At 65.1% G+C, this 25,971-nt stretch carries 25 protein-coding genes and 1 tRNA gene; 8 read left to right on the top strand and 18 right to left on the bottom strand.

The window, feature by feature from the left end; genetic code table 11:
• Nucleotides 1-78 precede the first annotated feature (78 nt).
• Complete coding sequence (locus BJY26_RS00935) at nucleotides 79-504, top strand: DoxX family membrane protein (protein WP_179424879.1); 426 nt, start codon at nucleotides 79-81, stop codon at nucleotides 502-504.
• Here BJY26_RS00935 and BJY26_RS00940 read toward each other — a convergent pair.
• A complete protein-coding gene (locus BJY26_RS00940; RefSeq protein ID WP_179424880.1) occupies nucleotides 501-1,229 on the bottom strand; it encodes a dienelactone hydrolase family protein in 729 nt (242 codons plus the stop codon). The two genes, BJY26_RS00935 and BJY26_RS00940, sit on opposite strands and share 4 nt — an antisense overlap.
• Nucleotides 1,230-1,431: 202 nt before the next feature.
• Between BJY26_RS00940 and BJY26_RS00945 the strand changes: the two genes are divergently transcribed.
• Together BJY26_RS00945 and BJY26_RS00950 are read left to right on the top strand one after the other, a co-directional pair.
• Nucleotides 1,432-2,664, top strand: a complete 1,233-nt coding sequence (locus BJY26_RS00945; protein WP_179424881.1) for an inorganic phosphate transporter — start codon at nucleotides 1,432-1,434, stop codon at nucleotides 2,662-2,664.
• Nucleotides 2,661-2,894, top strand: a complete 234-nt coding sequence (locus BJY26_RS00950) for a hypothetical protein (protein ID WP_179424882.1) — start codon at nucleotides 2,661-2,663, stop codon at nucleotides 2,892-2,894. Before BJY26_RS00945 ends, BJY26_RS00950 begins: the two co-directional genes overlap by 4 nt.
• 20 nt (nucleotides 2,895-2,914) lie before the next feature.
• Here the strand turns inward: BJY26_RS00950 and BJY26_RS00955 are convergent, their stop codons facing one another.
• The 5 genes from BJY26_RS00955 to BJY26_RS00975 form a co-directional block, all read right to left on the bottom strand.
• Entirely contained in the window at nucleotides 2,915-3,325 is a 411-nt protein-coding gene (locus tag BJY26_RS00955) for a pilus assembly protein CpaE (protein WP_179424884.1), read from the bottom strand.
• A gap of 17 nt (nucleotides 3,326-3,342) precedes the next feature.
• Entirely contained in the window at nucleotides 3,343-4,212 is an 870-nt protein-coding gene (locus tag BJY26_RS00960; protein ID WP_179424886.1) for a carbohydrate ABC transporter permease, read from the bottom strand.
• The gene (locus tag BJY26_RS00965) at nucleotides 4,209-5,168 is read right to left on the bottom strand and encodes a carbohydrate ABC transporter permease (protein WP_179424888.1); all 960 of its coding nucleotides are present in this window, start codon (nucleotides 5,166-5,168) and stop codon (nucleotides 4,209-4,211) included. Before BJY26_RS00965 ends, BJY26_RS00960 begins: the two co-directional genes overlap by 4 nt.
• Before the next feature lie 89 nt (nucleotides 5,169-5,257).
• Entirely contained in the window at nucleotides 5,258-6,601 is a 1,344-nt protein-coding gene (locus BJY26_RS00970) for an ABC transporter substrate-binding protein (RefSeq protein WP_372465340.1), read from the bottom strand.
• Between the two features lie 72 nt (nucleotides 6,602-6,673).
• On the bottom strand, nucleotides 6,674-7,669 hold the full coding sequence (locus tag BJY26_RS00975) for a zinc-dependent alcohol dehydrogenase family protein (protein WP_179424890.1): 996 nt from the start codon (nucleotides 7,667-7,669) through the stop codon (nucleotides 6,674-6,676).
• A gap of 107 nt (nucleotides 7,670-7,776) precedes the next feature.
• Between BJY26_RS00975 and BJY26_RS00980 the strand changes: the two genes are divergently transcribed.
• The gene (locus tag BJY26_RS00980; RefSeq protein WP_179424892.1) at nucleotides 7,777-8,757 is read left to right on the top strand and encodes a sugar-binding transcriptional regulator; all 981 of its coding nucleotides are present in this window, start codon (nucleotides 7,777-7,779) and stop codon (nucleotides 8,755-8,757) included.
• Here the strand turns inward: BJY26_RS00980 and BJY26_RS00985 are convergent.
• From BJY26_RS00985 to BJY26_RS00995, 3 genes are all read right to left on the bottom strand, one after another.
• A complete protein-coding gene (locus BJY26_RS00985) occupies nucleotides 8,699-9,262 on the bottom strand; it encodes a P-loop nucleotide/nucleoside kinase family protein (protein ID WP_218852202.1) in 564 nt (187 codons plus the stop codon). The genes BJY26_RS00980 and BJY26_RS00985 overlap by 59 nt on opposite strands.
• Before the next feature lie 20 nt (nucleotides 9,263-9,282).
• The gene (locus BJY26_RS00990; protein ID WP_179424894.1) at nucleotides 9,283-9,651 is read right to left on the bottom strand and encodes a cupredoxin domain-containing protein; all 369 of its coding nucleotides are present in this window, start codon (nucleotides 9,649-9,651) and stop codon (nucleotides 9,283-9,285) included.
• A 111-nt stretch (nucleotides 9,652-9,762) separates the two neighbouring features.
• Nucleotides 9,763-10,362: a histidine phosphatase family protein gene (locus BJY26_RS00995; RefSeq protein WP_179424896.1), complete on the bottom strand. Its 600-nt coding sequence runs from the start codon at nucleotides 10,360-10,362 to the stop codon at nucleotides 9,763-9,765.
• Between the two features lie 356 nt (nucleotides 10,363-10,718).
• Here BJY26_RS00995 and BJY26_RS01000 point away from each other — a divergent pair, with 356 nt between their 5' ends.
• On the top strand, nucleotides 10,719-11,201 hold the full coding sequence (locus BJY26_RS01000; RefSeq protein ID WP_179424898.1) for a hemerythrin domain-containing protein: 483 nt from the start codon (nucleotides 10,719-10,721) through the stop codon (nucleotides 11,199-11,201).
• Nucleotides 11,202-11,310: 109 nt separating this feature from the next.
• On the opposite strand, the gene BJY26_RS01005 is transcribed toward BJY26_RS01000, so the two are convergent.
• The 7 genes from BJY26_RS01005 to galU all read right to left on the bottom strand — a co-directional run bounded on the left by BJY26_RS01005 (nucleotide 11,311) and on the right by galU (nucleotide 16,614).
• Nucleotides 11,311-11,386 (bottom strand) — tRNA-Ala (locus BJY26_RS01005).
• 115 nt (nucleotides 11,387-11,501) lie between these two features.
• On the bottom strand, nucleotides 11,502-12,779 hold the full coding sequence (locus tag BJY26_RS01010; protein WP_179424900.1) for a hypothetical protein: 1,278 nt from the start codon (nucleotides 12,777-12,779) through the stop codon (nucleotides 11,502-11,504).
• Nucleotides 12,780-12,841: 62 nt separating this feature from the next.
• The gene (locus BJY26_RS01015; RefSeq protein ID WP_237248859.1) at nucleotides 12,842-13,450 is read right to left on the bottom strand and encodes a GNAT family N-acetyltransferase; all 609 of its coding nucleotides are present in this window, start codon (nucleotides 13,448-13,450) and stop codon (nucleotides 12,842-12,844) included.
• Nucleotides 13,447-13,944 carry a MogA/MoaB family molybdenum cofactor biosynthesis protein gene (locus BJY26_RS01020; protein ID WP_179424902.1) on the bottom strand — a complete coding sequence of 166 codons (498 nt, stop codon included), beginning with the start codon at nucleotides 13,942-13,944 and terminating at the stop codon, nucleotides 13,447-13,449. The genes BJY26_RS01015 and BJY26_RS01020 overlap by 4 nt, the downstream gene beginning before the upstream one ends.
• Nucleotides 13,941-14,414, bottom strand: coding sequence for a cyclic pyranopterin monophosphate synthase MoaC (moaC, locus tag BJY26_RS01025; protein WP_179424903.1), 474 nt, complete (start codon nucleotides 14,412-14,414; stop codon nucleotides 13,941-13,943). The genes BJY26_RS01020 and moaC overlap by 4 nt, the downstream gene beginning before the upstream one ends.
• The gene (locus BJY26_RS01030; RefSeq protein WP_179424905.1) at nucleotides 14,411-15,703 is read right to left on the bottom strand and encodes a molybdopterin molybdotransferase MoeA; all 1,293 of its coding nucleotides are present in this window, start codon (nucleotides 15,701-15,703) and stop codon (nucleotides 14,411-14,413) included. Before BJY26_RS01030 ends, moaC begins: the two co-directional genes overlap by 4 nt.
• Complete coding sequence (galU, locus tag BJY26_RS01035) at nucleotides 15,700-16,614, bottom strand: UTP--glucose-1-phosphate uridylyltransferase GalU (RefSeq protein WP_179424907.1); 915 nt, start codon at nucleotides 16,612-16,614, stop codon at nucleotides 15,700-15,702. The genes BJY26_RS01030 and galU overlap by 4 nt, the downstream gene beginning before the upstream one ends.
• Before the next feature lie 69 nt (nucleotides 16,615-16,683).
• Between galU and BJY26_RS01040 the strand changes: the two genes are divergently transcribed.
• Nucleotides 16,684-17,331, top strand: a complete 648-nt coding sequence (locus tag BJY26_RS01040) for a 5-formyltetrahydrofolate cyclo-ligase (RefSeq protein WP_179424909.1) — start codon at nucleotides 16,684-16,686, stop codon at nucleotides 17,329-17,331.
• 55 nt (nucleotides 17,332-17,386) lie between these two features.
• Here the strand turns inward: BJY26_RS01040 and BJY26_RS01045 are convergent, their stop codons facing one another.
• Nucleotides 17,387-20,095, bottom strand: a complete 2,709-nt coding sequence (locus BJY26_RS01045) for a penicillin acylase family protein (RefSeq protein WP_237248857.1) — start codon at nucleotides 20,093-20,095, stop codon at nucleotides 17,387-17,389.
• Nucleotides 20,096-20,170: 75 nt separating this feature from the next.
• Between BJY26_RS01045 and BJY26_RS01050 the strand changes: the two genes are divergently transcribed.
• Nucleotides 20,171-20,566 (top strand): FmdB family zinc ribbon protein, encoded by a 396-nt coding sequence (locus tag BJY26_RS01050; RefSeq protein ID WP_179424911.1) that lies wholly within the window; start codon nucleotides 20,171-20,173, stop codon nucleotides 20,564-20,566.
• Between the two features lie 110 nt (nucleotides 20,567-20,676).
• On the top strand, nucleotides 20,677-21,279 hold the full coding sequence (locus tag BJY26_RS01055; RefSeq protein WP_179424913.1) for an SAF domain-containing protein: 603 nt from the start codon (nucleotides 20,677-20,679) through the stop codon (nucleotides 21,277-21,279).
• Between the two features lie 34 nt (nucleotides 21,280-21,313).
• Here the strand turns inward: BJY26_RS01055 and BJY26_RS01060 are convergent, their stop codons facing one another.
• Nucleotides 21,314-25,855 carry a DUF4011 domain-containing protein gene (locus BJY26_RS01060; protein WP_179424915.1) on the bottom strand — a complete coding sequence of 1,514 codons (4,542 nt, stop codon included), beginning with the start codon at nucleotides 25,853-25,855 and terminating at the stop codon, nucleotides 21,314-21,316.
• Nucleotides 25,856-25,971: the final 116 nt, after the last annotated feature.

Raw genomic sequence — 25,971 nt, forward strand, 5'->3', positions numbered from 1 at the left:
GTCACGGGTACGCGCTACGATCATCGGTAGGCGGCCAGCGTTCGCCCCAGCACCTGTCACCTTCAGATTGGACGTCACATGAAACTCAGCCATCTGCCACTCCGTCTGGCCTCGGGCGCTTTTATCCTCAACTCCGGCGTCGGCAAGCTTTCCGCCGACGAGGGCACCGCCGCGTGGCTGCAAGAAAGTGCGACGCGCGTCCTCCCGCGACTCGGCGATCTCCCGGCCGAACAGTTCGCCAAACTGCTCGCCGCCGGTGAGATCACCCTGGGGTCCACGCTGATTGCCCCGTTCATCCCCAGCCGGCTGGCGGGCCTCGGCTTGGCGGCATTTTCCGGCTGCCTGCTGACCATGTATTTCCGGACGCCGGAGGCCACTCAAGAAGACGGCATCCGGCCGTCGGCCAGCGGAACGGCACTGGCCAAGGATTCGTGGCTGGTCGCCATCGCATTGGCCCTGCTCATCGACGGCAGCGGCAAGAAGAAGAAAAAGAAGAAGAACTAAATAGCCGTGCCGAGGAAGTCCAGCGTTCGCCGCCATGCGTCGTTCGCGGCTTCCTCGGCGTACGCGTGCCGGTTCGTGTCGTTGAAGAACGCGTGCCCGGCCCCCGGGTACGTGTGGGCTCTGAAGTCGACGCCGGCGGCGTGCATCGAATCGGTCAGCTCGGGCAGTGACGCCATCAGATTTGCGTCGTCCTCGCCGTAGAACGCCAGCACGGGGCACTTGATTGCCCCAAGTTCATCGCGGCCGTAATCCGCATGCCCGTAGTACGGCACCGCGGCGCGCAATCGCGGCTCGGCCACGGCCAGCGCAAACGCGTACGTGCCGCCGAAACAATAGCCGACCACGCCAACGCGTCCGCCCGTCTCGGAGAGCCCGGCCAAATGGTCGAAGGCCTGCTGGACCCGTTCGGTCGTCTGCCTGCCGAACTCGGGCGACTGCATGGGAGCCATCAATTGACGCAGGCGCGGCTGGGCGGCGTTGCGCTTTTCCGGATCGAACAGATCGGCCTGCAATTCGGCCGCCTCGGCCGGGTCGATACCCACACCGCTCAACAGGTCCGGCGCCAGCGTCACATACCCTTCGGCAGCGAACCGGCCGGCGACATCCTTGATGTGATCGGTCAGTCCCCAGACCTCATGAATCACCACGAGACCGCCCTTTGGCGTCCCCGTGGCCGCCGTGAAAAATCCAGTCTGACCGTCACCGTATTCGACATTTAATCCCATAGTGGAACTCTACGTCTGGCTCGGCGACGTCGACCGGCTGGACCAATACGTCGTCCATGGTCGACGAAGCCGGTGGGCGGCAGGAACCGACCCGGATCCCGGTCAAGTTTGCCTGTTGTTCACCTTGACGTCACCCTCCGCTCGTTTCGCCCTGCTACCTATGGGGGTGTAGCACGAATCCTCAATTGCGAAACGGACGATAATGACCGAAGCTCTCTTCGTCGTGATAGCCGTGATCGTCGTGGCCTTGGCCTTCGACTTCACCAACGGGTTTCACGACAGCGCCAACGCCATGGCGACGTCGGTGGCCACCGGCGCGTTGAAGCCCCGCGTCGCGGTGCTGTTGGCCGCCGTGTTGAACGTCGTCGGTGCGTTCATCGCCACCGAGGTGGCCAAGACGATCTCCGGCGGCCTGATCGGCGACGAGTCCCTGATCTCCCCGGGGATAGTACTGGCCGGCTTGGCCGGCGCGATCGTGTGGAACCTCGTGACATGGTTGTTCGGCTTGCCGTCCAGTTCATCGCACGCCCTGTTCGGCGGCCTGATCGGCGCCGTGATCGTCGGGGCCGGCATGCATGCCGTCGATTTCGGCGTCGTCATGTCGAAGGTTCTCCTGCCGGCCCTCATCGCGCCGGTCGTGGCGGCGGTTGCGGCCACGGCAGCGACAGTGCTGGCGTACCGGATCACTGCCAAGAGCCGCGGCGGGCGGACCTCGGGGTTCAAGCACGGCCAGACAGTGACGGCGTCACTCGTCGCATTGGCGCACGGCACGTCCGACGGCCAGAAGACCATGGGCGTGATCACGTTGGTGCTGATCGCGGCAAACTTCCAACCGTCCGGCTCCGGTCCCGAGCTGTGGGTGGTGCTGGCCGCCGGCTTGGCCATGGGCCTGGGGACGTACTCGGGCGGCTGGCGCATCATGCGCACCATGGGCAAGGGCATCGTCGAAATCGAAGCGCCCCAGGGATTCGCGGCCGAAGCGTCATCGACGGCGGCGATCCTCGCGTCATCGCATTTGGGCTTCGGTCTGTCCACCACCCACGTGTGCACGGGTTCGATCATCGGTTCGGGGATCGGCCGACGCGGCTCGAAGATCCGCTGGAGCGTCGTACGCACGATGCTCGCGGCCTGGGTCATCACGCTGCCGGCTGCCGCGATCATCGGCGGACTCGCCGCTTTGGCCGTGAGACTCGATTTCATCGGCATCGTCATCCTGCTGGCCACGTTGGCCGTGCTGTCGGCTTGGATCTGGTTGATGTCGAAGCGCAACGCCGTTTCGCATCAGAACGTCAACGATTCCGACCGCGTCGTCGTGCTGGCGCAGGCTGCCGAGGCCGAGCGCAAGGCCCGGATCGCGGCGATTCACGACGACGGGACGCTCTCGGTCGATGCCATCCGGGCGGAACGTCGCAATTCGAGAAAGGCTGACGTATGAATATCGATTGGGCGGCGCTCGGGCTTGTCGCCGTCGTCACGATCATCGGAGCTCTCGTACTCGTCGCAGCGCTGTCCGCGGGATTCGCGGCAATGGCCACGGCTGCCGAACGACGCCAGTCGGGCACCAACGCGGCATTGCCCACGGCGTTCGGCGGGTTCTTCCTGGTGTTCTCGGCGGCCCTCGTCCTCTACGGCCTGTACTTGATAATTCCTGCCTTGCACGGCTGACGCCGGCCGGATCGCCCGCGTCAGGCCAGCGCCAGCGAAATCAGCTCGAGCACGGCCGCCGCGTACGCGTCGTCCGCCGTTTCGGCCTCGAACCGCCGCTGCCGGCCCAAGATCGTCGCATCCACCCGGTAGCCGGCCTGTACAGCTTCCAGCCGGATGAAGCCGGCACCGAGCAGTTCTCGCAGCTGGTCTTCGCGCGGCAACCACAGCGCATCCATGAGTTCCACGGAATCGAGAGCCCATTCGGTCGTCCCGTTGAAGCCGAGCACCGTGCCCGTTTCGAAGCGGTGCACGTCGACCGTCATATCGGACACCGTGAAGACGTCGCTTCCCAGGTCGGCGCCGACATCGAGGATGAACCTGTCGCCGGACGCCGGGGTCCAGCGAAGTCCTGCTTCCTTGAGCCGGCGAGCAAGGTCGTGACCGATCATGCTCCCAGGCTAGGCCGTTACTTGACGGCGCCGAGCGAGAGCCCTTGCACCAGTTTGTCCTGCGCCGCGAATCCTGCCACGAGGACCGGGATCGAGATGGCCACCGACGCAGCACACACCTTGGCCAGGAACAGCCCCTGGCTCGTCACGAATCCGGTCAGGAACACCGGCGCCGTGCTTGCCGCGGTCGAGGTGAGCACATTGGCGAAAAGGAGTTCGTTCCAACTGAAGATGAAGCAGATCAGCGACGTCGCGGCGATACCGGGGCCGGCCATCGGAATGATGACACGGCGGAATGTGGTGAAGAGCCCCGCACCGTCGATCGACGCGGCTTCGAGGATCTCGACCGGGATTTCCGCCAAGAACGAGCGCATCATCCACAACGCGATCGGCAGGTTCATCGACGTGTAAAGGATGACCATCAACAGCACGCTGTCGAGCAGACCGAGCTTTTGCGCGATCAAATACACCGGAAGCAGCGCAGCGACCATTGGCAGCATCTTGGTGGTCAGGAAGAAAAAGAGCACGTCCGACCATTTGCGTACCGGCCGGATCGACAAGGCGTAGGCGGCCGGGATTGCCAGGCACAAGACGACGATCGTGGAAAAGATGCTGGCCATCGCCGAATTGATCAGAGACGGAATCGGGCTGGTGCCGGAGTTCGATCCGAAGAAGTTCTCATAGCCCTGCAACGTCAGCGGGGCGAACAACGACGGCGGGTTGGTCGCGGCGTCCGCTTCGCTGTGCAGCGACGTGAGAACCATCCAGAGGATCGGCATCACGAAGATCAGCCCGATGATCCAGGCCACGACACCGAGATACGCGCCCTTGCGGCGGGTCTTCTTCTGTCCGGCCCGTAAGGCCGGAGCTACAACCTGTGCGGTCATCGGTTTTCTTCTTTCAACAGTGACGACACGCTGCGCAGCGCGAACGTGGCGACGAGGATGGAGCCGATCACGACCAGGACGCCGGACGCGGACGCGGCACCGTAATCATGGGCTTCGAAGAATTGCTGATAGATCGTGTACGGAAGGTTCGCCGTGCCGAGCCCGCCCGATGTGATGGTGTAGACGGCGTCGAACACTTGCACGATGTAGATGCAGCCCAGCATGGCGGCCAGTTCCAGGTACCGGCGCATATGCGGCAGCGTCATGAACCGGAACACCTGCCACGCCGAGGCCCCGTCGATACGCGCAGCCTCGATCACGTCGAGCGGTCGGCTTTGCAGACCGGCCAGCAGGATCAGCATCATGAACGGCGTCCATTGCCAGATCAGTGCTGCCTCGATCGACATCAACGGCCAGTTCGAGATCCAGTCGGGTTGCGGCGCTTCGGCGCCGAACAGCCCCCAGATCCAGTTCAGGATGCCGTTGAGCAAGCCGTATTCGGGGTTGAGGATGGCGTGCTTCCACACGAGCGCCGCAGCGACCGGCACTATCAGGAACGGTGCGATCATCAGCGTTCGCACTATGCCGCGGCCGAAGAACTTCCGATCGAGCAGGATGGCGATGGCAAGTCCGAGCGCCAGACTGATCAGGACGACCACGACGGTGAGCACGATGGTTGTGACGACCGAGTCGCGCAGGCTGGTGGTGGAGAAGATCTCGACGTAGTTGTCGAACCCGGCGAAATGAATGTCGTTCGGGTACAGCGCGTTCCAATGGATGAACGACACGATGACGGTGATCGCCATCGGAATCTGCGTGACGATGATCAAGAAGATGAGAGCCGGAAGCATGGGGCCGCGGCGCGTCCAGCGCCGTGCCCGTTCCAGGTGTTGTTCGTCGCGGAAGGGGTCGCGGTTTCGCTTCTCCTGCGCCTTTGCCGTGTCCGTGACGGTCATGACTTATCCATTTCGACGTTGATCGTTAGCGAACCTGATGGGCAGCCGGTGGGTTGCCGGGGAGGCGGCGCCTCCCCGGCAACTATCGGCTACTTGTTCTTGTCGCGATACTTCTTTGCGACTTTGGCGGCAAGCTTCTGCCCCTTGTTCAAGGCGGAAGTCACCGACTGCTTCCCCGCGATCGCGGCGCTGACCTCTTGAGACACCTTGGTGCCCATATCCGCAAATTCGGGAATTGCCACGAACTGGATCCCCGGAGCCGGCCGCGGCTGCACGCCGGGATCGTCCGGCTTGGCCGACTGGATAGCCGTCTCGGTCTGCTTGTAGAACGCGGCAGCTGCCTTTTGGTACTTCGGGTTCTCGTACGTGGAGGCTCGCTTACCGGCCGGAACGCGCGACCAACCGAGCTTCTTGCCGACCAGGTTCTCGTACTTCTTGCTCGAGGCCCATTCAATGAACTTCTCGGCCGCATCGGCGTGCGGAGCATTCTTTTCAATGGCGAACGCCCAGGTGTACAGCCAGCCCGAGTTGTCGGTCTTCACGACCGGAGCGGGCGCATACCCGATCTTCCCGGCGACCGGCGATCCCTTGGCCTCCAGCGATCCGGCAGCGGAGGTCGCGTCGTACCACATGGCCGACTTGCCTTGCGTCAAATCGTTCAGGCACTCGGTGAAGCCGGACTGCGCTGCGCCGGATTCGCCGTGCTTGCGCACCAGATTGACGTAGAACTTGGTCGCCTTGGTGAATGCCGGAGCGTTGACTTTGGCGTGCCAGTCCTTGGTGAACCAGGTGCCGCCGAACGTATTGACCACGGTGGTGAGAGGCGCGAACAACTCGCCCCAGCCGACCTGTCCGCGTAGGCAGATTCCGCTCATGCCCTTTTTCGCGCCGTCCGCCTTGGCCGCGAGCGTGGCGACTTGCTGCCAGGTCGGGTGGGCGGGCATCGTCAGATGCTTTTCTTTGAAGATGTCCTTGCGGTACATGAGGAATGACGACTCGCCGTAGAACGGTTCGGCGTAGACGTGCCCGTCCTCGCCGGTGACCGATTTGGCGATCGGTTTCAAGATGTCGCCTTGGTCGAAATCCTTGTCGGCCGCGACGTTGTCGTCCAGGGACAACAACCAGCCGTTCCGGGCGTAGGTCGGGACCTGGTAGTTGCTCAGCGACGCCACATCGTATTGACCGGCCTGGCTCGAGAACTCCTGGCTGATCTTGGCACGGACGTCGTTTTCCGGGAGCACCGTGTACTTGACCTTGATTCCGGTCTCTTTGGTGAAGTTCTTGGCCGTGAGCTTTTGCAGATCGACCATTTGCGGGTTGTTGACCATCAAGACGTTGACGGTCTTACTGCTTCCGCCGCCGGACCCGCCCGCTCCACCGCAGCCGGCCAGCGCCATGGCCCCGACCATTCCGATGGAGAGGGCCGTCATCATTTTTCGAGTGCGTCTTTGCATTGTCTCGCGATTCCTTTCGTATGCTGATGCCCGATTGAGCTCATACTCGATCTATTGCCGTGTATCGATCTGTACCTTGAGCGATCCTCCGCTCTTCACCATGTCGATAGCCTCGGCGAATTCCCCGAGGCCGAACGTGTGCGACAAGATCGCGTCGGCGTCCACCACTCGGCGCGCGACGAGATCGAGTGCCGGCGCGAAACTGTTGAGCACCGCCATGGTGCCGACGATCGTGATCTCGTCGTTGTAGATTCGGAACGGCGACAGCTCAATACGCGATTCGGCCGGAGCGACTCCAAATATCTGCAGCCGACCGCCGCGCCCCAACGCGTCGAACGCATCGTGAACGGCCGGTACCGCACCGGTCACGTCGACGGCCGCATCGAAGCCCAGACGCGACAATCCGGAAGTGCTTGTCGCGGTTTCGACGGCGCCGAGCTTTTCGGCGGTCGTGAGCTTGTCGGCGACCATGTCGACAACCGTCACCTGAGCGCCCGCCGCGTTCAGCAATTGTGTGAGGACCAGGCCCATCGAGCCGGCTCCGAGAATGAGGATCCGCTCCCCCGCTTCGACCCCGAGCCGGCGGACTCCGTGCACCGCACAGGAGACGGGTTCGACGAAAGCGCCCTGCGCAAACGACATCCCGTCCGGCATGACATAGCAATTGTCGGCCGGTACGCTCACGTATTGAGCAAAGGCCCCGTCGACGGTGTCGCCGACGGCGTTCCAGTTTTCGCAGAGATTGCCGCGCCCGGCACGGCAGTAAGCGCAGTGCCCGCAGTACAAGGACGGGTCGACCGCCACGCGCGTGCCGTCGGCCAGGTCGGCCGGCACTTCCGATCCGCGGGCGACAACCGTTCCGGAAAACTCGTGCCCGGGAATGATCGGGTACGGTGTCGGCGCGAATTCGCCGGCGAGGATGTGAATATCCGTTCCGCAGATACCCGTTCGCGCTACTTCCACGACGACTTCATGCGGCAAGGGCTTCGGATCGGGCACATCGGAGATCGTGATTTCTCCCGGCGTCGGAATCTGGGCTGCCCGCATAACGCACCAATCTCTCGTTTGATTACAGCTTGCTCGTTTGAGAAGTGACTATACTCACAAGTGATCACATGAGCAATAGCAACACAAATGAGATTCCAGGAGGAGCCGTGAGCAAACAACCGGCACGACACGACACGGCGGCTCTCACCGCCCAGCTCGACGACTCCGACCTCGATGCACTGGTGGCAATCGCCACCGCTTACTACCGCGACGGAAAGTCCAAGGTCGAGATCGCGGCGGATCGCGGCATCAGTCGATTCCAGGTCGCCCGAATGCTCAGCGACGCCGCCCGGCTCGGAATCGTCGAGATACAGATCCACGATCCGCGTTCGTATTCATCGAGCCTGGGCGATGCGGTAGCCGACGCGTTGGGATTGCGCCGCGCCGTCGTCGTCCAGCCGCCGTCCGATCCGGCGCACCTGATCGACCGGCTGGGACAGGCGTCGATGGAGCTACTGGCGTCGCTGGCGACGCCGCACATGACCATCGGCCTGTCGTGGTCACGGACGCTGGACGCCGCCGCACGATATCTGCCGAGCCTGGCCCCCTGCACGGTGGTCCAGTTGGTGGGGGCATTGCAGTTGCGCGGCTCGCAGCACCTTCTGCAGGTTCTGGCTCGGCTCGACGGGACGCCCGGCACTCATACGTGGCCGCTGTATACGCCGCTGGTGGTCGACGAGTCGTCCACGGCCATCGATCTACGCCGACAGCCGGAGATCGCCGAAACACTTGCCCACGCCGATCAGCTCGACCTGGCAATGGTCGCGATCGGCGCATGGACCCAAGGCGAGTCGACGGTGTGGGCAAAAGTGGACGAGAACGTGCGCCGGGCAGCCGGGAAGGCCGGAGCCATTGCGGAGATCTCGGGGCGGCTGCTCGATCGCGACGGCAAGCCGGTCCACACCGATCTGGACAAGCGCACGATCGGCGTGAGCGTCGAGCAGCTCGTACAGACTCCCGAGGTGATAGCCGTGGCGCGCGGTGCCTCCCGGGCGGACGCCGTCCGGGCCGCCGTCCGTTCGGGGATCGTCACGAGTCTCGTGATTGACAGCGCGCTCGCCGAAGCAATTCTGGCTTCGGAAAGCTGACGTCCCGCGGGAGGTGTTGCTCGGCGACGATTTCCCCCTCACCGGCCGGCGGCTCGAACCGCTGCCCGTAGCCGGCCAAGAGTTCCGAGCCGATTTCAAAGGCGGCGTTCGCATCGAACCGTTTTTTCCGCCGCTCGAGTCTTTTCCGGAGCAGACCGAAGTCCGCCTTGAGATACACGAGTGCCCAGTCGGCACCGGCGGCCCCGATCAGAGCTTTGTAGCCGTCCCGTATCTCACGACTCAAAAATCCGTAATCGACGACGGTGTCCCGTCCGGCCGCGAGGTTGGCCCGAAGTGCGGCTCGGAGCCGGACATCCGCCTCGGCCGATACCGCGGCATAGTCCTCGGCAGGGTAATCGATACCGAACCGCCCGAACGACGCCCAGATCTCCTCATCGATGGACAGCCGTACATATCCGTCCGATTGCAACGCCTGCGCGTACGTCGTCTTGCCGGCGCCCGGGAGGCCGCACAACATGACGACGAGCGGCCGCGAAGAACTCACGCCTTCAGTATCGCGCACGACTAACCGGAAGGTTTCACCACAACTGCGCCGCGCATGGACGGATGGATGCTGCAGTTGTACCGATAGGTGCCGGCCTTCGCGAATTTGTGCGTGTAATGCCCGCTGACGGCCGCCTTGCTGGCGAACGACTTGTCGTCGGCCGTCACGTCGTGACGAATATCGCCGTCATCGAATTTCCACGTCACCGATTGGCCGGCTTTGATACTCACTTTCTTCGGCGTGAACTTCATATTCTTCACGACGACGGTGGCGCTCGCCGTGGAGGGGTCGCCGCCTTGATCGGTAGTGAGCGGCTTCTCCGAACAGCCGGCGATCCCCGACAGTCCGACAACGAGCATTGCGGCCGCGATGGGCTTTGAAAACCTCATATATGCGTTCTATCAGTTTGGAGGCCACTCCAGGACGCCGCGACGACATCCGGGCCGAGGACGACGGCGCGACGGTACGATTCGCCGATCCGCGGGATACCCCGATCGAGGTCACCCCGCAGCCAGCCGCTGCATGAAACGCCAACCGCCGTCCGGCGACCCTTCCATGACGACTATCTCGGTGTTGCGCAAGGGTTCGGCTTCGACGTCGTCGACCCGCACGTTGATGCCTCGGGACGCCGTCCAGAGCCTGATTGCCGCGCCGTGGCTGACCACGGCGGCGCACGACCGGTCGGTGGCCGCGATCTCGTCGATGACACTGTCGAACCGTCGCAGCGCCTCGACCCCCGATTCGCCGCCGGGAATTCGAGCCTCGACATCGCCCCGGGCCCACGCGAACACTGTCGACACGTAGGCGTTGATCGAGCCGCTGTCACCGCGCATGGCCAGCTCGCCCGCCTCGATCTCGCGTACGCCGTCCCGGACGGCCACGGGCAGGCCGAGACGCTTTGCCAGCGGGGCGGCGGTCTGTTGCGTGCGGAGCAACGGTGAGGCGTACAGTTCGTCGATGCTCTCGCCGGCCAGCCGGTCCGGCAGTGCGGCGGCCTGGCGCGTGCCGAGCTCGGTCAACCCGGGTCCGGGCACGGCGGTATCGAGCAATCCGGCCACGTTCGAGGGAGTTTGGCCGTGTCGGATGAGAAGCAAGCGCATGGCCCCATTCTCGCCCACCGGATCCGGCAATCGATTCGGGGCCGTGCAGGGACGGCACGGGAATGCGGCGCTTATTCCCAATATGGACAAAACCGCAATCACCGGGTCGACCGGTCAAATCGGAAACATTGTCGCGAGCCGGAGTGGCACATATCGTCTACACGTCGTTCTTCCGAGCCGATCCGGATTCCGACGGGGTCATCAAGCGCCCGGACCTTCGAGGACGCGCTGGCAGGTCGGTTCCCGCACTATTTCATTCGGATCGCCGTGCGGCCGCGCCATCTGTCCGTTTTAGCGGCACGATGGGAGAGAAGCGCCGAACTGCGGCGGAACGGAGAACCCGGGAGAATTTGCCGATGACCGAGCAGATGACATTGCAAGCAGCGCTGGAACGCGAGCACCGCGACATCGATGGCGGCATTGAGGCCTATACGGCCGGTCTGGCGAGCGGCGATTCGGATCCGGACCCGCTGATCCGAGCGATGAACGGGCTGCGCCGGCACATCTATCTGGAAGAGGAATTCTTGTTCCCGCCGCTGAAGGCCGCGGGGATGGTGATGCCGATCTTCGTCATGCTGCGCGAACACGGCGGGCTGTGGGACAGGATGGACGCGCTGGACGACGCGCTGGCCCGAGCCGCCGACGCCGGCGCCATGGAAGAAGCATGCACCGAATTGCTGCGCCTGTTGGACGAGCACAATTCGAAAGAAGAACCCATCATCTACACGCAGGCCGACGAGACCCTCGACGGCGAAGCCGGCGAAGAACTGAAGGCGTTCTTGGAAAGCGGAACGATGCCCGACGGCTGGGTGTGCGAGCGGGCAAGCGGCGCTGCGTGAGCGCCGAGTGGCGGCGAACGGTAATCGACCGGCGCTGAGTGGCGGCGAATGGCTGCGAAATCGGCGATTTCGCAGCCATTCGCCGCCACTCGGCGAGGCCGGACCAACTTGGTGGAGCTAGGGGGATTCGAACCCCCGACCTTCTCATTGCGAACGAGACGCGCTACCAACTGCGCCATAGCCCCTTGCTATTTTCTACTCGGCAAAAGCCGCTCCACTAGGCTAGCACCGCACCCGTGCCCCATAGAAATCGGGCCGACGAAATCGGGCCCGCAACGCGGCGACGGGCGCGACGGCTGCTTATTCGCCGGCAGCGCGGCGGCGCTGGAGCACATCGTCCAGGCGTCCCACCTGGGCCGCCGTCTTGTTCACGGTCAGCGGCTGCGCGTCCTCGACCTCGGGGCGACGTCCGGGCTCTTCAACCCACTGCCGGGCGGCCGATTCCTTCGCTTCCGACTCGCTGAGCGAGGCCGCGGTGTCTTCGGCCGGCTGCTCGACTTTATCGTGCACGGATGCGTCCACGACCAGCGGACGCGGCTCGGCCCGCTCGACCTTGGGCGCGTCCAAGTACTTGGGCCGCGGCACCGGCACCGGCGACCAGGACACCGAGCTGGTGGCCGTCTTGGCAGCCTGCGCAGGACGCTTCCGAACGACGCTGGACTCGCTGATGTGCAGTTCCTGCGTCGGCTCGTCCTCGGTGGACGTTGCGCGTGCGGCCGTGCGACCGGACGCCGCGAACGTTCCGGCTTCCGGGAAGGCATTGGCCGCCATCGACACCGACGAGCGCGTCTTTGCCCGCTGATCCGAATCAGCTTGATCCGAACCGTGCTGGTCTGCTTCGCGTGAACTCGCCACGCGTCGCACTTGCCCGCGCCCACGCACTGCACGGACGGCGTCCTCGCCCTTGGCTTCCGGGCCGGCGGCGGGCTTGGCCTGCGGCTTCGCGTCGGCCGTACGCTCAGCTGCCGCAGTCGGCTTCGCTTTCTGCTTCGACGACTCTTGCTCGGGCTTTCCGGCGTGCACGGCCCGCAAGACGAACAGGTCGACGACGGCGAGCACCAGGGCGGCTAGCGGGATACCCCACGTCACTACCGAGAACAACGCCAGAACCGCCGAGACAACCGTGATGGCTGCCAAACCGACGAATCCGACGCCGAGGCGGCGAATACGTACGCGTTTCGCCTTGGCCGCGGCTCTCGCTGCAGCACGCTCTTCCGATAGCGCGCGGGCATCCGCCTTCGACGTCGGGGTACCGGATCGGGGTGCACCGGTCCGTCGAACCGGGCGCGCCGGACGTGCCGGCGTGGCGTTCGCGTTGAGGGTGTCCACCTGGTTCCCGTCCATAGGTCTCACGTCCTTATTCGCGGCAGTCCGCGCTGCTGCAGTCGGCAGTATCGCAGCCGTCGATCGAGTCCCACCGATCCTATCGTGCGGATCGCACCCCACGACCCGCGCGGTCTCCGGCAGCCGGTCGACTCGAACCGAATCGGCGATCTGCGTTCTCCGGCGCACGAGGTGCGGCAACAATCCGGCCAGCCACAAGCCGAGTATCGCGATGAAAATCAAGCTGGCGGCCACATACCCAGGGTATTGGCCGCGGCGCGACACGGAGCGTATTGGCCCTGGTGTGTCGGCCGACTTCAGGCGGTGGCGCGCACGCGTTTCCAGTAATTGAGCAAACCGCCGGGCACGTCGTCCGACACCAGCGCAAATGTGCGATGGTCGCGCCAGTCGCCGGCGATGTGCAAGTACTGCACGCGCACGCCTTCGTCACGGAACCCGAGCTTTTCCACGACCCGTAAACTCGGGGCGTTTTCCGGCCGGATGTTGATCTCAACGCGGTGCAGCCCGAGCGAAAAGAACAAGTAGTCGGTGGCCATGGCGACTGCCGTCGGCGTCAATCCGCGGCCGGCGTACCGCTCATCGATCCAGTACCCGATCGATGCGGATTTCAGCGACCCCCAACTGATGCCGCTGACGGTCAACTGCCCGGCGAATCGCCCGTCCACTTCGATGGCGAACGGCAACGCCGATCCACGCCGGGCCTGCGCCGTCAGGGAGCGGATCATCTGCCGATACGTCGGCAGCGTGTCGGTCGGCTCGGGCGCCGTCGCCTCCCACTGCGACAGCCATCGGCTGTTTTCCGACCGTACCTGACGCCACGCCCGTGCGTCCTTTGTGGTCAGCGGCCGCAAAATGAGAGTTCCGGGTGCTTCGGCTTCTTCGAGCACCACCGGCCAGTGGCTCACTCCTCACCGCGCGGATGGTCGCCGCCGGCCACCTGCTCGACGGCATGCCGGACAACGTCGCCGAGTACTTCGACGGCGTCCTTGACCGCACCCTTCGAACCGGGAAGATTGATGATCAACGCGCCGCCGGACACTCCGGCCAGTCCGCGGCTGAGTGCCGACGTGGGCACGCCCTTCGACACGCCGTAGGCGCGGAGCATCTCCGGAATCCCCGGAATCTCGCGGTCGAGCAGCGGCCGGGTCATTTCCGGGGTCACGTCGGTCGGCGACACTCCCGTGCCGCCCGATGTGACGATGAGATCGTATTGGGCCACCGCCCGGACCAGCGCGTGCCGCACCGGCTCGCCGTCCGCAACCACTTGCGGCCCGCTCACGGTAAATCCCCACCGGGCAATGCCTTCGGTCAGGATCGGCCCGGCCGTATCCTCGTACACGCCTTGGGACGCCCTGGTCGACGCAATCACGATCAGCGCCTTCCGTATGTCATCGCTCATTTCCGCGTCCACTCCCCTGACCGTCCGCCTGCCTTGTGCTCGACCCGAACATATTCAATGGTCGCGCCCCGATCAACCGCTTTGATCATGTCGATCATGGCCAGCCCCGCCACGGCGACCGAGGTGAGGGCCTCCATCTCGATTCCGGTCCGATCCGCGGTACGCACTTCCGCCCGGATCGCAACGCCTTCGTCCTGAACCGTGACATCGACGTCGACGGCATGAATGGCGATGGGATGGGCCAACGGGATCAGGTCGGGGGTCCGCTTGGCCGCTTGGATGCCTGCCAGCCGGGCCACGGCAAGAGCATCTCCCTTGGGCACGCCGTCCCCGCGCAACAAGGCGACTACTTCGGCGGTAGTGCGCACCAGGCCGGACGCCGTGGCAGTGCGTACCGTGACGTCCTTGGCGGACACGTCGACCATATGCGCTGCGCCGGCCTCGTCGACGTGCGTGAGTTTGTCGGTCATTTCGAGCCTCCCGGCAGGGTTGACAGCATCACGCAGTCCAGCTCGTCGCCGGCCTCGACCCGCACGGTGTCGGCGGGCACGGGCATCAGCGCATTCGCCCGCGCCAGGCTGGTCAGCAGGTGCGAACCGTGGCCGCCCAGCATGCTGACCGTCGGAACGCCGTCCGGCTCGGCCCGCACGACGGCCCGCACGATCTGAGTCTTGCCGCGGACCGAATCGAATCCTTCCGCAACTCGTGCCCGTATGACTGCGCGGTCGAGGTCGGAACGGCCCGTCATGGCCAGCACTGCCGGCCGGATGAACAGCTCGAACGACACGAACGTGGACACCGGATTACCCGGCAGACACAGGACCGGCACGGCGCGGCCGGCCGCATCGATGGTGCCGGCGCCTTGCGGTCCGCCCGGCTGCATGGCAATGTGCCCGAACCACATGCCGTCGCCGCGCCGGAGCACATCCTTGACCACGTCGTAGGCTCCGGCGGACACCCCGCCGCTCGTCACGATGAGGTCGGCGCGGGACGCCGCCTGGCCCAGGATGCGGCGCAACTCGTCGGCATCGTCGCTGACGGCCGCGACGAGTTCGGCGTCGATGCCGATCTCGGCGAACGCCGCCACGAGCATCTGGCCGTTGGATTCGAAGATCTGGCCGGGCTCGAGCCGGCTGCCCGGGGCCACGAGCTCGGTTCCGGTGGCCATCACCACCACGCGGGGTCGCCGGAATACCGGCACCCTGTCGTAGCCCAGCGCGGCAAGCATGCCGATGGCGCGCGCGTCCAGCACGCTTCCGCGCTCGAGCACGGTTTCGTCGGCCCGCACATCGGCTCCGACCGAGCGTATGTAGAGTCCCGGCGTGACAGTGGTGCCGTCCGGCACCGTGGCCCGGACGTCGTCCGGCGCCGACGACGATCCGCGCGGCGCATCCGTCCACTCGACCGGGACCACCGCGTCGGCGCCGTCCGGGATCGGTGCCCCCGTCATGATTCGAATTGCCGTTCCGGGCTCGACGGCGGCATCCGGGGCGGAACCGGCGGCAATGTCGCCCACTACCGTCAACCGGCTGCCCGGAGCCCCCACGCCGGTCACGTCGGCGACGCGCACGGCGAACCCGTCCATTTGCGAGTTGTCGAATATCGGCAGGTCGCGTCCGGCCGCAATGGTCTCCGCAACCGCCGACCCGAGCGCTCCGGTCAACTGCATCAGTTCGGGCGCGAGCGCCGGGAGCAGGGCCCCGACACGCTCGCGGTGGTCGGCCACCGACGGCGGTCCGACCCGGTTGTCATCAGTCATGGGAGACTCGCGCCGAAATCTTTCAGCCATGCCGAGAACTCGGGACCGAGGTCCTCGCGTCCTGCAGCGAGTTGCACGACAGCTTTCAAGTAGTCGACCTTATCGCCGGTGTCGTAACGCCGGCCTCGGAAGACGACGCCGTACACGCCGTGCGAGTCGGGGTCGCCGGCAAGCGCCTGCAAGGCATCGGTCAGCTGAATCTCGTTGCCCCTGCCGAACCCGGTGTGCCGCAGCACTTCGAAGATCTCGGGGGCCAGCACGTATCGGCCGATGATCGCCAGATTGCTCGGAGCCTTGTCGACGTCCGGCTTTTCAACGAGTGCGTTGACCCGCACGACGTCCTGCTCGTCGGTCTCGGTCACGGCGGCGCACCCGTACAAGTCGATGTGTTCCGGGTCGACCTCCATCAGTCCGATCACCGAACCGCCGGTGCGCTGCTGCACGTCGATCATCGTCGTCAGCAGCGGATCGCGCTCGTCGATCAGGTCGTCGCCGAGCAGCACCGCGAACGGCTCGCGGCCGACGTGACCGGCCGCCTTCAAGACGGCGTGCCCGAGCCCCAGCGGATCTCCCTGGCGGACAAAGTGGATGTCGGCGAGTTCCGATGTGTGCTTCACCAAATCGAGCTTCGTCTCGTCGCCCTTTGCCGCAAGCGCCGCTTCGAGACCGTCGACGCGGTCGAAATGGTCTTCCACGGCGCGCTTGCTGCGTCCGGTGATCATGAGGACGTCGACAAGTCCGGCTGCAACCGCTTCTTCGACGACGTATTGGATCGCCGGTTTGTCCACGACCGGAAGCATCTCTTTCGGTGTCGCCTTCGTCACCGGTAGGAATCGGGTGCCAAGTCCCGCGACGGGAATGACGGCCTTACGGACTTTCTGCCCGTCCAAGTTCTCGATATTTTCGGTCATACCGGCAAGATTATCGTGTACGCCGAATTTTGCAGCCGGATGGCAGAAAATTACCGGTACGCTATGCGCGTGAGCACAGAAAAGTCGCTGCTTCGGGCGGAAATCAGGCAAGCCCGACGCGAGAAGTCAGCTGCCGAGAGGCTCCACGCCAAGCAGCGGTTTTCGGTGCCGGGGTTTGAAATCGTGATGCGACAGCTCGACCTCATGGCACCGGGCGGCCCGCATTCAGTCGCCGGCTATTCGCCCTTGCTCGGCGAGCCCGACGTGCGCGGCCTGCTGAATCGGCTGATTGCGGTCGGCGTCGAGGTGTACCTGCCGGTGTCGACCCCGCAGCGCCCGCTCGAGTGGGCGGCGGACGACGGCCGGTATCGGCCCAGCAGCGTCGGCGGCGGCCCCGAGCCGGTCGGGCCGGTGATCACGTCGGCCGAACTCATCGATCGTGCCGGAGTCGTCATAGTTCCGGCGTTGGCGGTCGATCGGCGCGGTGCCCGCTTGGGTCAGGGCGGAGGCTTCTACGACCGCAGCTTCACCGAACTCCGCACTGTCACGGGCTCCGAAACGTGTACGTTCTGGGCGGCCGTGTATGACGACGAGGTGTTGCCGGCCCGTGCCGTCCCCACGCTGCCGCACGATCTCCGTGTCGATGCCGCACTCACGCCGTCCGGCCTTGACGTCTTCCGCAAAACGCGGCGCGGCGTCGGGAACGCGTCGTCATGACGACGCGTTCCCGACGAGCCGCCGCGTTTTGCCGGCCGGGAGGCGGCAGTTTCCGTCAGCTGCCGTCCGGTTTCAGCGTCAACGTGTCGGTGGCGGCATCGTCGACCGCCGGCTTCGTGAACGGCCAGGAATACGTCGTGCCTTTCAACCACCGCGGCAATTGATCGAGGTAGTGGGCACTGAACGGATGGCCCGAGTTGCCGGTGAGATTGACCCAGGTCGACCGATTCAGGTTGTCGAAATCGAGCACCATGCGCATCGAGGGGCCGGAGGTGACCGTGTAGTTGCCGCTTGCCGCATCCCAACTCGTCGCATCGACGACGGCTGTCGTGCCGCCGACGTCGTGGGATCCTCCGTTGAATGCCCACCGCACGATGCCGGGCGCCGATTCGCCGCCCAACGGGCTTTCCTTCAGCTCAAGCTTGTGCAGTCTTCCCCATTGCCAGTCGTCCGGGTCCTTGCCGAGGCTCGCGGTGAGCTCCTTGCGCGCATCGGAAAGCGCATGTTCGAGCACTTCGTCGCGGGTTTCGACGACGTTCGGCGTCAGCCGGTCGTCCCACCACGAGTTATCCGGATGCTTCAACAGCCGTGCGACGGCACCCATCCACCGGTCCGAGCCGTTCGGCGTGGCCGGTTCGGGCACTTCTCCCCCGAATGCATGCTTCAACACGCTCGCCCAGACCGCATTGAAATAAGCGGCAGCCGCCGAATCGGGCGACTCGGTGTAATCCCAGTTCCGCAGCAGGTCCACCGCCTCGCCGGTGAACTTATCGGTCTCGACCTTCAACAGATGTTTCACCAGCGTGCGGGCGAACTCGTTCGACGTCGACATTTGGATGGCACTCATATCCGCCCGCGTGAGCTTCTTGTGGTGCCCGATAGCGTTCTGGAGCTTGTCCCGAATGGCCTGCGACCGGTAACCGTAGTCGAAGTCCGAGCCGAGGTAGTTCGGATAGCCGGCACCGGCGACCTTTTGATTAGCAGTGGCGATGAACCCTTGTTTGGGGTCGAGCGAACTGGGCAGCTGGTCGAACGGGATGTATCCCTGCCAGTCGAAATCACTGTCCCATCCGGGAACCGGCCAGGTTCCGTTCGACGGAACCGGCCCGCCGACCACCGTGTTCCTGATCGGCACCTTGCCGGGGGTCTGGTACCCGATATGGCCGGCGGTGTCGGCGTACACGATATTTTGCGCCGGCACGGCGAACGAGCGGGCCGCACTGCGCATATCCGAAAAATCTTTTGCAGTGTCCATGGCGAAAATAGCGTCGGCCGTTCGGCCCGGCTGCAGGGCAGTCCACGCCAAAGACACGGCGAATTGCGGCTGACGTGCCGGGACGTCGTGCGCGTGCCGCGGCGTCTCGGCGTCCGTCTTCTTCGGCCTTGCCAACCGAGTGTCGGCGAGCACGTCCGAAACGATCGGGCCGTGGTCGGTTGACCGGACGTTGATCGTCACGGTGTTCGCGTCGGCCACCTTGATGTGCTCGGTACGTTGTTTCAACGGCACGTTCTTGCCGTCCAAGCGATAGCTCGACCCGTCGATCTTCTCCAAGTAGAAGTCGGTGACGTCGGCGCCCATATTGGTGAACCCCCAGCCGATATTCCGGTTGTGGCCGATGAAGACGCCGGGCATGCCGGAAAACCCGAATCCGGAGACGTCGAACGGGCAGTCCTTGTTCACGGTGGTGCAGTGCAGTCCGGCTTGATACCAGATTCCCGGTACCGTGAGCGCCAGATGCGGATCGTTGGCCAGCAGCGGTTTGCCGGACGCCGTGTATTTGCCGGACACGACCCACGAGTTCGAGCCGATGCCGTCGCCGCGGCCCAGGAGCTGGGGTACGGCGTTCAATGCGGCGCCGGCCGTCTTCAAAGCCGCGCCGGCCGTGCCCGCAGCTTCGGTCGTATCGTGGCCGCGTGGCGTGTCGGTGTGCGCCGGCGACCCTTCGAGGGCGGTCGCCCACTCCTTTGCTTCCTTCTTGCCGATCCGAATCTTCGACGCGACCCGTGATCCCGGCGGCAGGGTCGACTTGTTCATCTGACCGCGCGTCACGATCGGCCGGTGCGACTTCGGTGTGTCCGGGAACAATTCGTCGACCTTTGCCACACTGGGCACGACAGTGTGGATCTGGGCCCGCTCGAGTTCGGAGTCGTAATTGGTCTTCAAATCCCACGCCATGGCCTTGAGCCACGCCAGCGAATCGACCGGCGTCCAGCTCTCGATATCCTCGAGATGCACCGTGCTGCCCAAAATGGTGTACGCAAGTCCCAGGTCGGACGGCGATTTGTCGGCCAAGTAGGCGTTGACGCCGTCCGCGTACGCCTTCAGATACGCGCGCGTCGACTTCGACAGCAGCGGCAGTTCCTGCTTGGCAACGCGGCGCCACCCCAGCGTACGAATGACCTTGTCGGCGGTCAGCGCCTCCGAGTTCGTCCCGACAAGTTCGGACAGACGGCCGGCCGTGACGTGACGGCGATAGTCCATTTCGAAAAATCGGTCTTGAGCGTGCACGTAGCCCTGCGCGTAGAACAAGTCGTGCGAGGAGTCCGCATAGATATTCGGGACGCCGGTGTCACCGCGTTTGATGACGACGTCGTGGCCGAGGCCCGGCACGGATTCGGTGCCCGAATAGTCCGGCAACGAGTGCCGCACGACCGTGACGGCCGCGATGGCGATCACCAGGGCCAACGCTATGACGGCGGCAATCACAATCGTGCTGATGCGCGTCAATTTCTTCCCACCCACCACGATGCCTAAAACTAGCACGTTCGCATGCGCGGACACTGCGGCGTACAATTAGCACTCGGGACCCGTGAGTGCCAAATTCTTGAGGAGGACAACGTGCCAAAGTACGCATATGCGTGCACCGAGTGCGGTCACAGTTTTGATATCCACCAGTCGTTCAGCGACGAGACGCTGACAATCTGCCCGGAGTGCGAGGGCAAGCTTCGCAAGGTGTTCGGCGCCGTCGGCGTCGTGTTCAAGGGCTCGGGGTTCTACCGCACCGATTCACGTTCGTCCTCGTCCAACGGGACGTCGGGCGGCTCTTCCAAATCGGACGGCAACGGCTCCTCGAACGGTACCGCCGACAAGTCCTCCGACTCGTCGAGCGACAAGTCCTCCGGCTCGTCGAACAAGTCGTCCACGTCGGACAGTTCCTCCGGCGGCTCATCCAACGGAAGCTCGCCCGCCGCCAAGGCCGACTCCGGCAAGAAGGCGGCAGCGTCGGCGTCCTGAAACGCTGACCGGGCGGACTGTCGTCCACAAGCAGACATCCGGCTGCACGTTTTCCACAGATCGACCGAATCGCCGACGGGTGCGGGGCTCCTCGTCCTAGCCTTGCACGCATGGCTCACGAATTGCTATTCCGATTGCGCCGGTACCGGCGGGCGGCCGCCGCCGTGGCTTTGGGGCTGGCCGCTATGCTTGCCGCGTCTCGTTTGATCCCGGTGGGCGACACCGAAGTCGTCGTCACGCATCGCGACGTCACGGCGGGGCAGCCGTTGACGGCGCGGGACGTGACAGTGGCGCATTACCCGAAATCACTTGTCCCCGCGGACGGTTTCACGGACCCGGACGACGTCGTCGGCGCCTTGCCTCGGACCGATTTCACCACCGGCACTCCCGTCACCGCGGCAATGCTGCGTCCCGCGGCGTCAGTGCCGTCGCGTGCCTCCAGCGTCGCTTTCCCGTTGCACGTGGCCGATGCCGAAGCCGTGAAACTCCTGCACCCCGGCGATCACATCATGGTGTTTCGACGGGCTCCCGACACGGGGGCGGCCGAAGTGGCGGCGGACGACGTGGTCGTGTTGAGTATCCGTCACTCCCACGCGGCTGCCCTGTCCGGAAGCGAAACCGGCGCGCTCATCACCGTTGATGTCGGAAAACACACTGCTCGCCTGCTCGCCGGCACCGATTCCGCATATACGTTCGCGTTACTGGGCGGGTGACGGCGTTCTTCGGTGGCTGCCGTCGACCGAAGCTCTACTGCCAGTGCGGCGGCCGCTCGGACAAGAGTCGCTCATCGTTGCTGTCCGTGCCGTCGCCCCATTCACGGTCGTCGTCGGACGGCGCGCGGCGCGGCACTATCGGGTCGGGCGCTCCACGCCGATTCTGATCGCGTGCTAATTTCGGCTGGGTCTGCTTGGAATCCGTCGTTTCGCCGGTCGTGGTGTTCTCCTTTGAGGGTTCGGGGGCGTCGTTTTCGTGCCGTTCGCCCGCCGGTCTTGCGGCGGATTTCGCCCGCAGGCCGGCTCGGTAGCGTTTCACGGCCGTGACGAGCGCGGTGTCCGTGATTCGGCTCCGGCGCTTTTGAGCCAGCGCGGTGCGAAGCAATTCGACGAGATCGGCATCGCTTCTCTCGACGCCGTCGGACCGGATCCATTCGAGCATGGCGTCGAGGTCGTCGTCCGAATAAGCGGTCATCGGCAGGCCCGGGGTCAGTCTCGGTCGCTCGCCCTTGCGTCGGAATACTTCGGCGGCGGCGCGCGCAGCGCCAAGCACGGCTTGCGCCGACAAATCCTCGACGGCTTCCTGCCACGCGTCAAAGATCCGGTCCGCCTCGGCCTGCGGGTCGGCAAAGACGTCGGTCGTCCATACCCGGACGTATCGCCATCCGCGCCGGGCCAGGTCCTCGGGACGCATGCGTTCACGCTGCCTGATGCTGCGGATCTGGCGATATCGCACGCCGTCGCTTTCAACGGCGACCACCATGCCGGTATCCGATTCCAGTCCCGCCACGGCGAGGTCGAGTTCACCGGCGTAATTCACGCGTGCGTAGAGGCCGCGCCGCAGTAGTCGATCGGCCAGATCCGACAAGAGCGGGTCGGGTTCGCCGACGGGCCCATCGGCCTGTTCACCGTCGTCCCGCCGGTCGTCCTCCGCATCGATTTCGGCTCCCGCGGCCGATGGTTCCGCCGTGTCCGGTTCGTCGTCCGCGAGACTCTCACCGGCGACGTCCGCCAGCAGCAGCGGCAGGAGCGCCGCGCCGTGAGCCAGCTTGTTGTTCTCGAAGTCGTGCGCGGTAAAGCAGGACACGACAGTCGTGCGGCTGCGCGCTCGAGTGATCGCGGCAGCCAGATACCGCTCGCCGCCCGGGCTCGACAGCTTCCCCATCCGGTGCAGGGTGCGGCCGTGCGGCGTCCGGCCGAAGCCGAGCGAGAAAATTATCGCGTCGCGGGTCAACCCGTGCAAGTGCTCGCAATCGAGCACCGTGAACGGTTCGGACACGCGGTCGGAGAAGAACGACCCGACGTAGGGATGTTCAAGCAGTGTGCGCTGCAGCAGATCATTCACTCGTTCGGCGTGCACGGCGGACAGTGTGACGACTGCAAGGGATTCACGCGGATGGTTGCGGGCGTGTTCGAGCACCAGCTGGACGACGCGCCGCACCTCGGCATCGACGCTTTCGACTTGGTCGGTAGCCGGGTCGGGCGCGCCGGTGCCGTCGGCGACGTGCGCGAATTTCAGGCCCGACTCGTCGCCGGGCCAAGCCGCCGGCATCGATCGGATAGTCGACTCATAAAAATGCCGGTTGGCGAATTGCACAAGTTTGTCCGGACCGTTGCGGTAGCTGTTGTGCAGCCGACGGGTCGGAATGAGACCGTCGAGTTCGGAAAACAGCGACCCGGCCACCGGTTCGGCTCCCCCGCTCGGCGCAAAGCGGCGATCGGCCCCGACAGTGAACGTCGAGGGTCCGAGCAGTCGATCGTCGCCGAGTACGACGACCTGTCGGGCACGCGAGATGGCCGGGAGGGCTTCGGCGACGGACAATCGGCCGGCGTCGCCAATGATGACGGTGTCGAAGAACTCGCCCGGCGGCAGTTCCGCCGGCACGTGCAGCGGGCTCATCAGCCATACCGGCGCGAGCGCGCCGGTGACGTCCGGTGCCCGGCGCACCAGGGAGTCGAGTTCGGCAGTCTTCGAGCGCAGTGATTCACGCACGATTCCGGCCTGATCGGGATGCGCGGCGATCGCGCCCTTCCAGGCGCCGGCCAGGCTCCACCGGACGCGATCCGAGCCGAGATCGAGATGACGACGGTCCGCTATCCGGAACTCCCCGGCGATACGGCGCATATGGTCGCCGTCGTGGCCGCCGACCGCGGGATCGGCACCGGCCATCTCCTGCAGCACCGATGCCCACCAGGCGAGTTCGAACTCGTTGCCGACGACGGCGTGCTCCACGCGTCGCGAGCGCAAGTCGTCGACAAGATCCGCCAGACCCGCGGTGCGCAGCTTGCCGTCCAGTTCGGTGCGCTCGGGCAGGTCGGTGAGAGCGTCCTCGTCGTCACGGAGCGCTTCGAGACGTGCAGCCAGCTCGTCGATACGCATCTCCGACAAGTTGCCGCCGTCCGGCGTCGGCTCGAGGACCGGTTCCAGGCGGTCGAGCGCCGCGCTCAGCTTGTCGTATCGTTCGCGCAGGTCGAGAAGGCCGCGCGGGACCTTCGGAGTGCCGTCGTGCGCGGACAAGCGCAGCCAGTCGGCGCGCTGCGACCGCGCTTCGACAAGAGCCTTGTGCAAATTGTCGACCTGGACGCCGGGTCGGACGAATTCGCGTGCCAGCTTCTTCAGGCGCCGGCGCGTCATCGACCCCATCGGGGCTCCGATTTCGCTGCGGTAGCCGGACGTCCCGGTGGCCGCGATCATGTCGCCGAGCGGCTGGTCGAACACGTCCGGGGTCAGCTTGTCGAGCGTTTCGCGAATGCCGAGCAGCACGGCAATCTGTTTTCCCCACGCGTCGGTCGTGACGGCCGGGCGAAGATCGGCGCGGTCGGCCAACGTCGTCATATCGGTACGCAGCGAAGGCAATAATTCATCGGCGACTTCCCGCGCAGTGGTTTGCGCGGCTGCCGCATCGGCGTCCGAGGGCAGGTACGCGCCGAACCAGGCAGTGTCCTCGACATCGAGGGTGAAGGCGCCGAGTTCGGACAACCGGTCGAGATCGCGCAGGATCCGGTGACGTTTGCCATCGGCCATCGTGAGCATGTCGGAATCCAGCCGGACCCGGGTCGACGGGGCCGGCTTGGCGGACGTCAGCTGCGCCAAATGCTCCATGGCCTCATAAGCCGACACTCCCCACGGATCGCGCCGGCGGTGCAGTGCGTGGCTGTGCGCATCGAGCTCGTGCCGATACTGGCGCAGGGTTTCGATCACTTCGTCGCGATCGGGCCGGGTGGCTTGTTCGTCGGCGCTGATCATGGCGATGAGGCTGCGTTGCCTGTCGCGGCGCGATCCGCGTGCGTCGAGGACGAAATCGCTCAATCCGGCGTCGCGGCTCCGGGCAATGAAATCGTCAAGGGAGTCGGCGTTTTCCGAAACGTACAACACGCGTTTGCCCTCGTGGGCCAGTGCGGCAGTCATATTGACGCTGGTCTGCGTTGCGCCCGTGCCGGGCGGCGTATCGAGGCGCAGGTGGGCCCCCGACAGCACGATGTCGATGGCTGCCTGCTGGTCGCCGTCCGCATCGACGACGAGGAGTTCGGACTCCGGGTCGCGGTCCCTGAGCGGCACCGCCTCGTTCAAGTCCGCCTCGGCGATATCGGCCCGGGCAACATCGTCGCGCAGCTGCGCGACGGTGTCGGGCTCACCGGACAGCCCCGCGATCACCGGGTGCGTGCGATCGATGGTCTCGCCTTCGAACGGGCCGCGCACGTCGGCGAACGTTGACACGATGAGCCGCTGGACGACGGTGAAGCCGGGCAGCCGGCGCACGAGTTTCCGCAACCGGTCGAGCACCGGAGCCGGGTCGAAGCTCCCCGGGCGGTTCGCCAGGGCGTTCCATTCATCCACGGGAATGTGGACATCGTGCACGGTGGCCAGGAACCGGACAAGGGCCGGGTTCACGACGGCTTCATCGGCGAGCGTGACTTCGATGTCCTTCAGCCGATGCCCACGCGGGTGCAGCATGATGGGGCGCAACAACACCGGTGCGCAGATGTCGTGCGTCATACCGCCCTGGGCGCCGTTCCAATTCGCCAACCCGATTGCCAGGTATGCGGCCGAGAGGCCGCGCTCGGCCCGGAGCTGCTCGGTTTTCGCGCGGAGGGTCTTGGCGCGGCGGCGAGCGTCCGAAAGCATCTCATGGTCGCGGATCAGGCTGGAGAGTCTGGTAGCGCGGCCGGCCAGCAGCTGGGCGACGCCCGATGGATGAGCGCCGGTGAAGTCGATTGATCCATCGCGCGAATCACGGTAGTTCAGCAGCGTGTCGCGGCCGCCGATCGTGGCCATGTGCTCGACCCACTCATCGAGTTTTGCCGCGACCGGGTCGACCGGGTCGGAAGGGGCGTCAGCGCCGGCCAAGTCGCCGGCCGGCAAGTCCTCTCGGGCCGGAACGTTCTCGATCGATTCGTCCCGGGCCGAATCATCGTGGGTCGATTCATCGTCCGCTGCGGATTCCGGCGCAGCGACCGGCGAATCGGCGTCGACCCGGCCACCGGCTGCGTAGTCACGCTGTTGCGGGTCGTTGTGCTCGTCCGGGCCGGGCGGCGTTGATTCCGTCCGGTCCTGCGAGTTGGATGCATCAGACACATCTTCGAGGTTATCGAAGCTGGAGGCATTCATCACTTGCACCACGCACGCGGAAGCCGTATTTCGTGAACGAACCGGCAAATGAACGCCCGCGATGTGCGCCCGAACACGCCGCT

Source organism: Spelaeicoccus albus (genome assembly GCF_013409065.1).
Taxonomy (GTDB): domain Bacteria; phylum Actinomycetota; class Actinomycetes; order Actinomycetales; family Brevibacteriaceae; genus Spelaeicoccus; species Spelaeicoccus albus.

Coding starts and splice junctions, on each gene's coding strand:
- BJY26_RS01055 (WP_179424913.1), top strand. CDS start 20,677: ATGGCTCACGAATTGCTATTCCGATTGCGCCGGTACCGGCGGGCGGCC.
- moaC (WP_179424903.1), bottom strand. CDS start 14,414: ATGACCGACAAACTCACGCACGTCGACGAGGCCGGCGCAGCGCATATG.
- BJY26_RS00945 (WP_179424881.1), top strand. CDS start 1,432: ATGACCGAAGCTCTCTTCGTCGTGATAGCCGTGATCGTCGTGGCCTTG.
- BJY26_RS00965 (WP_179424888.1), bottom strand. CDS start 5,168: ATGACCGTCACGGACACGGCAAAGGCGCAGGAGAAGCGAAACCGCGAC.
- BJY26_RS00970 (WP_372465340.1), bottom strand. CDS start 6,601: ATGATGACGGCCCTCTCCATCGGAATGGTCGGGGCCATGGCGCTGGCC.
- BJY26_RS00975 (WP_179424890.1), bottom strand. CDS start 7,669: ATGCGGGCAGCCCAGATTCCGACGCCGGGAGAAATCACGATCTCCGAT.
- BJY26_RS00995 (WP_179424896.1), bottom strand. CDS start 10,362: ATGCGCTTGCTTCTCATCCGACACGGCCAAACTCCCTCGAACGTGGCC.
- BJY26_RS00940 (WP_179424880.1), bottom strand. CDS start 1,229: ATGGGATTAAATGTCGAATACGGTGACGGTCAGACTGGATTTTTCACG.
- BJY26_RS00960 (WP_179424886.1), bottom strand. CDS start 4,212: ATGACCGCACAGGTTGTAGCTCCGGCCTTACGGGCCGGACAGAAGAAG.
- BJY26_RS01020 (WP_179424902.1), bottom strand. CDS start 13,944: ATGAGCGATGACATACGGAAGGCGCTGATCGTGATTGCGTCGACCAGG.
- BJY26_RS01030 (WP_179424905.1), bottom strand. CDS start 15,703: ATGACTGATGACAACCGGGTCGGACCGCCGTCGGTGGCCGACCACCGC.
- BJY26_RS00990 (WP_179424894.1), bottom strand. CDS start 9,651: ATGAGGTTTTCAAAGCCCATCGCGGCCGCAATGCTCGTTGTCGGACTG.
- BJY26_RS00935 (WP_179424879.1), top strand. CDS start 79: ATGAAACTCAGCCATCTGCCACTCCGTCTGGCCTCGGGCGCTTTTATC.
- BJY26_RS00950 (WP_179424882.1), top strand. CDS start 2,661: ATGAATATCGATTGGGCGGCGCTCGGGCTTGTCGCCGTCGTCACGATC.
- galU (WP_179424907.1), bottom strand. CDS start 16,614: ATGACCGAAAATATCGAGAACTTGGACGGGCAGAAAGTCCGTAAGGCC.
- BJY26_RS01000 (WP_179424898.1), top strand. CDS start 10,719: ATGACCGAGCAGATGACATTGCAAGCAGCGCTGGAACGCGAGCACCGC.
- BJY26_RS00955 (WP_179424884.1), bottom strand. CDS start 3,325: ATGATCGGTCACGACCTTGCTCGCCGGCTCAAGGAAGCAGGACTTCGC.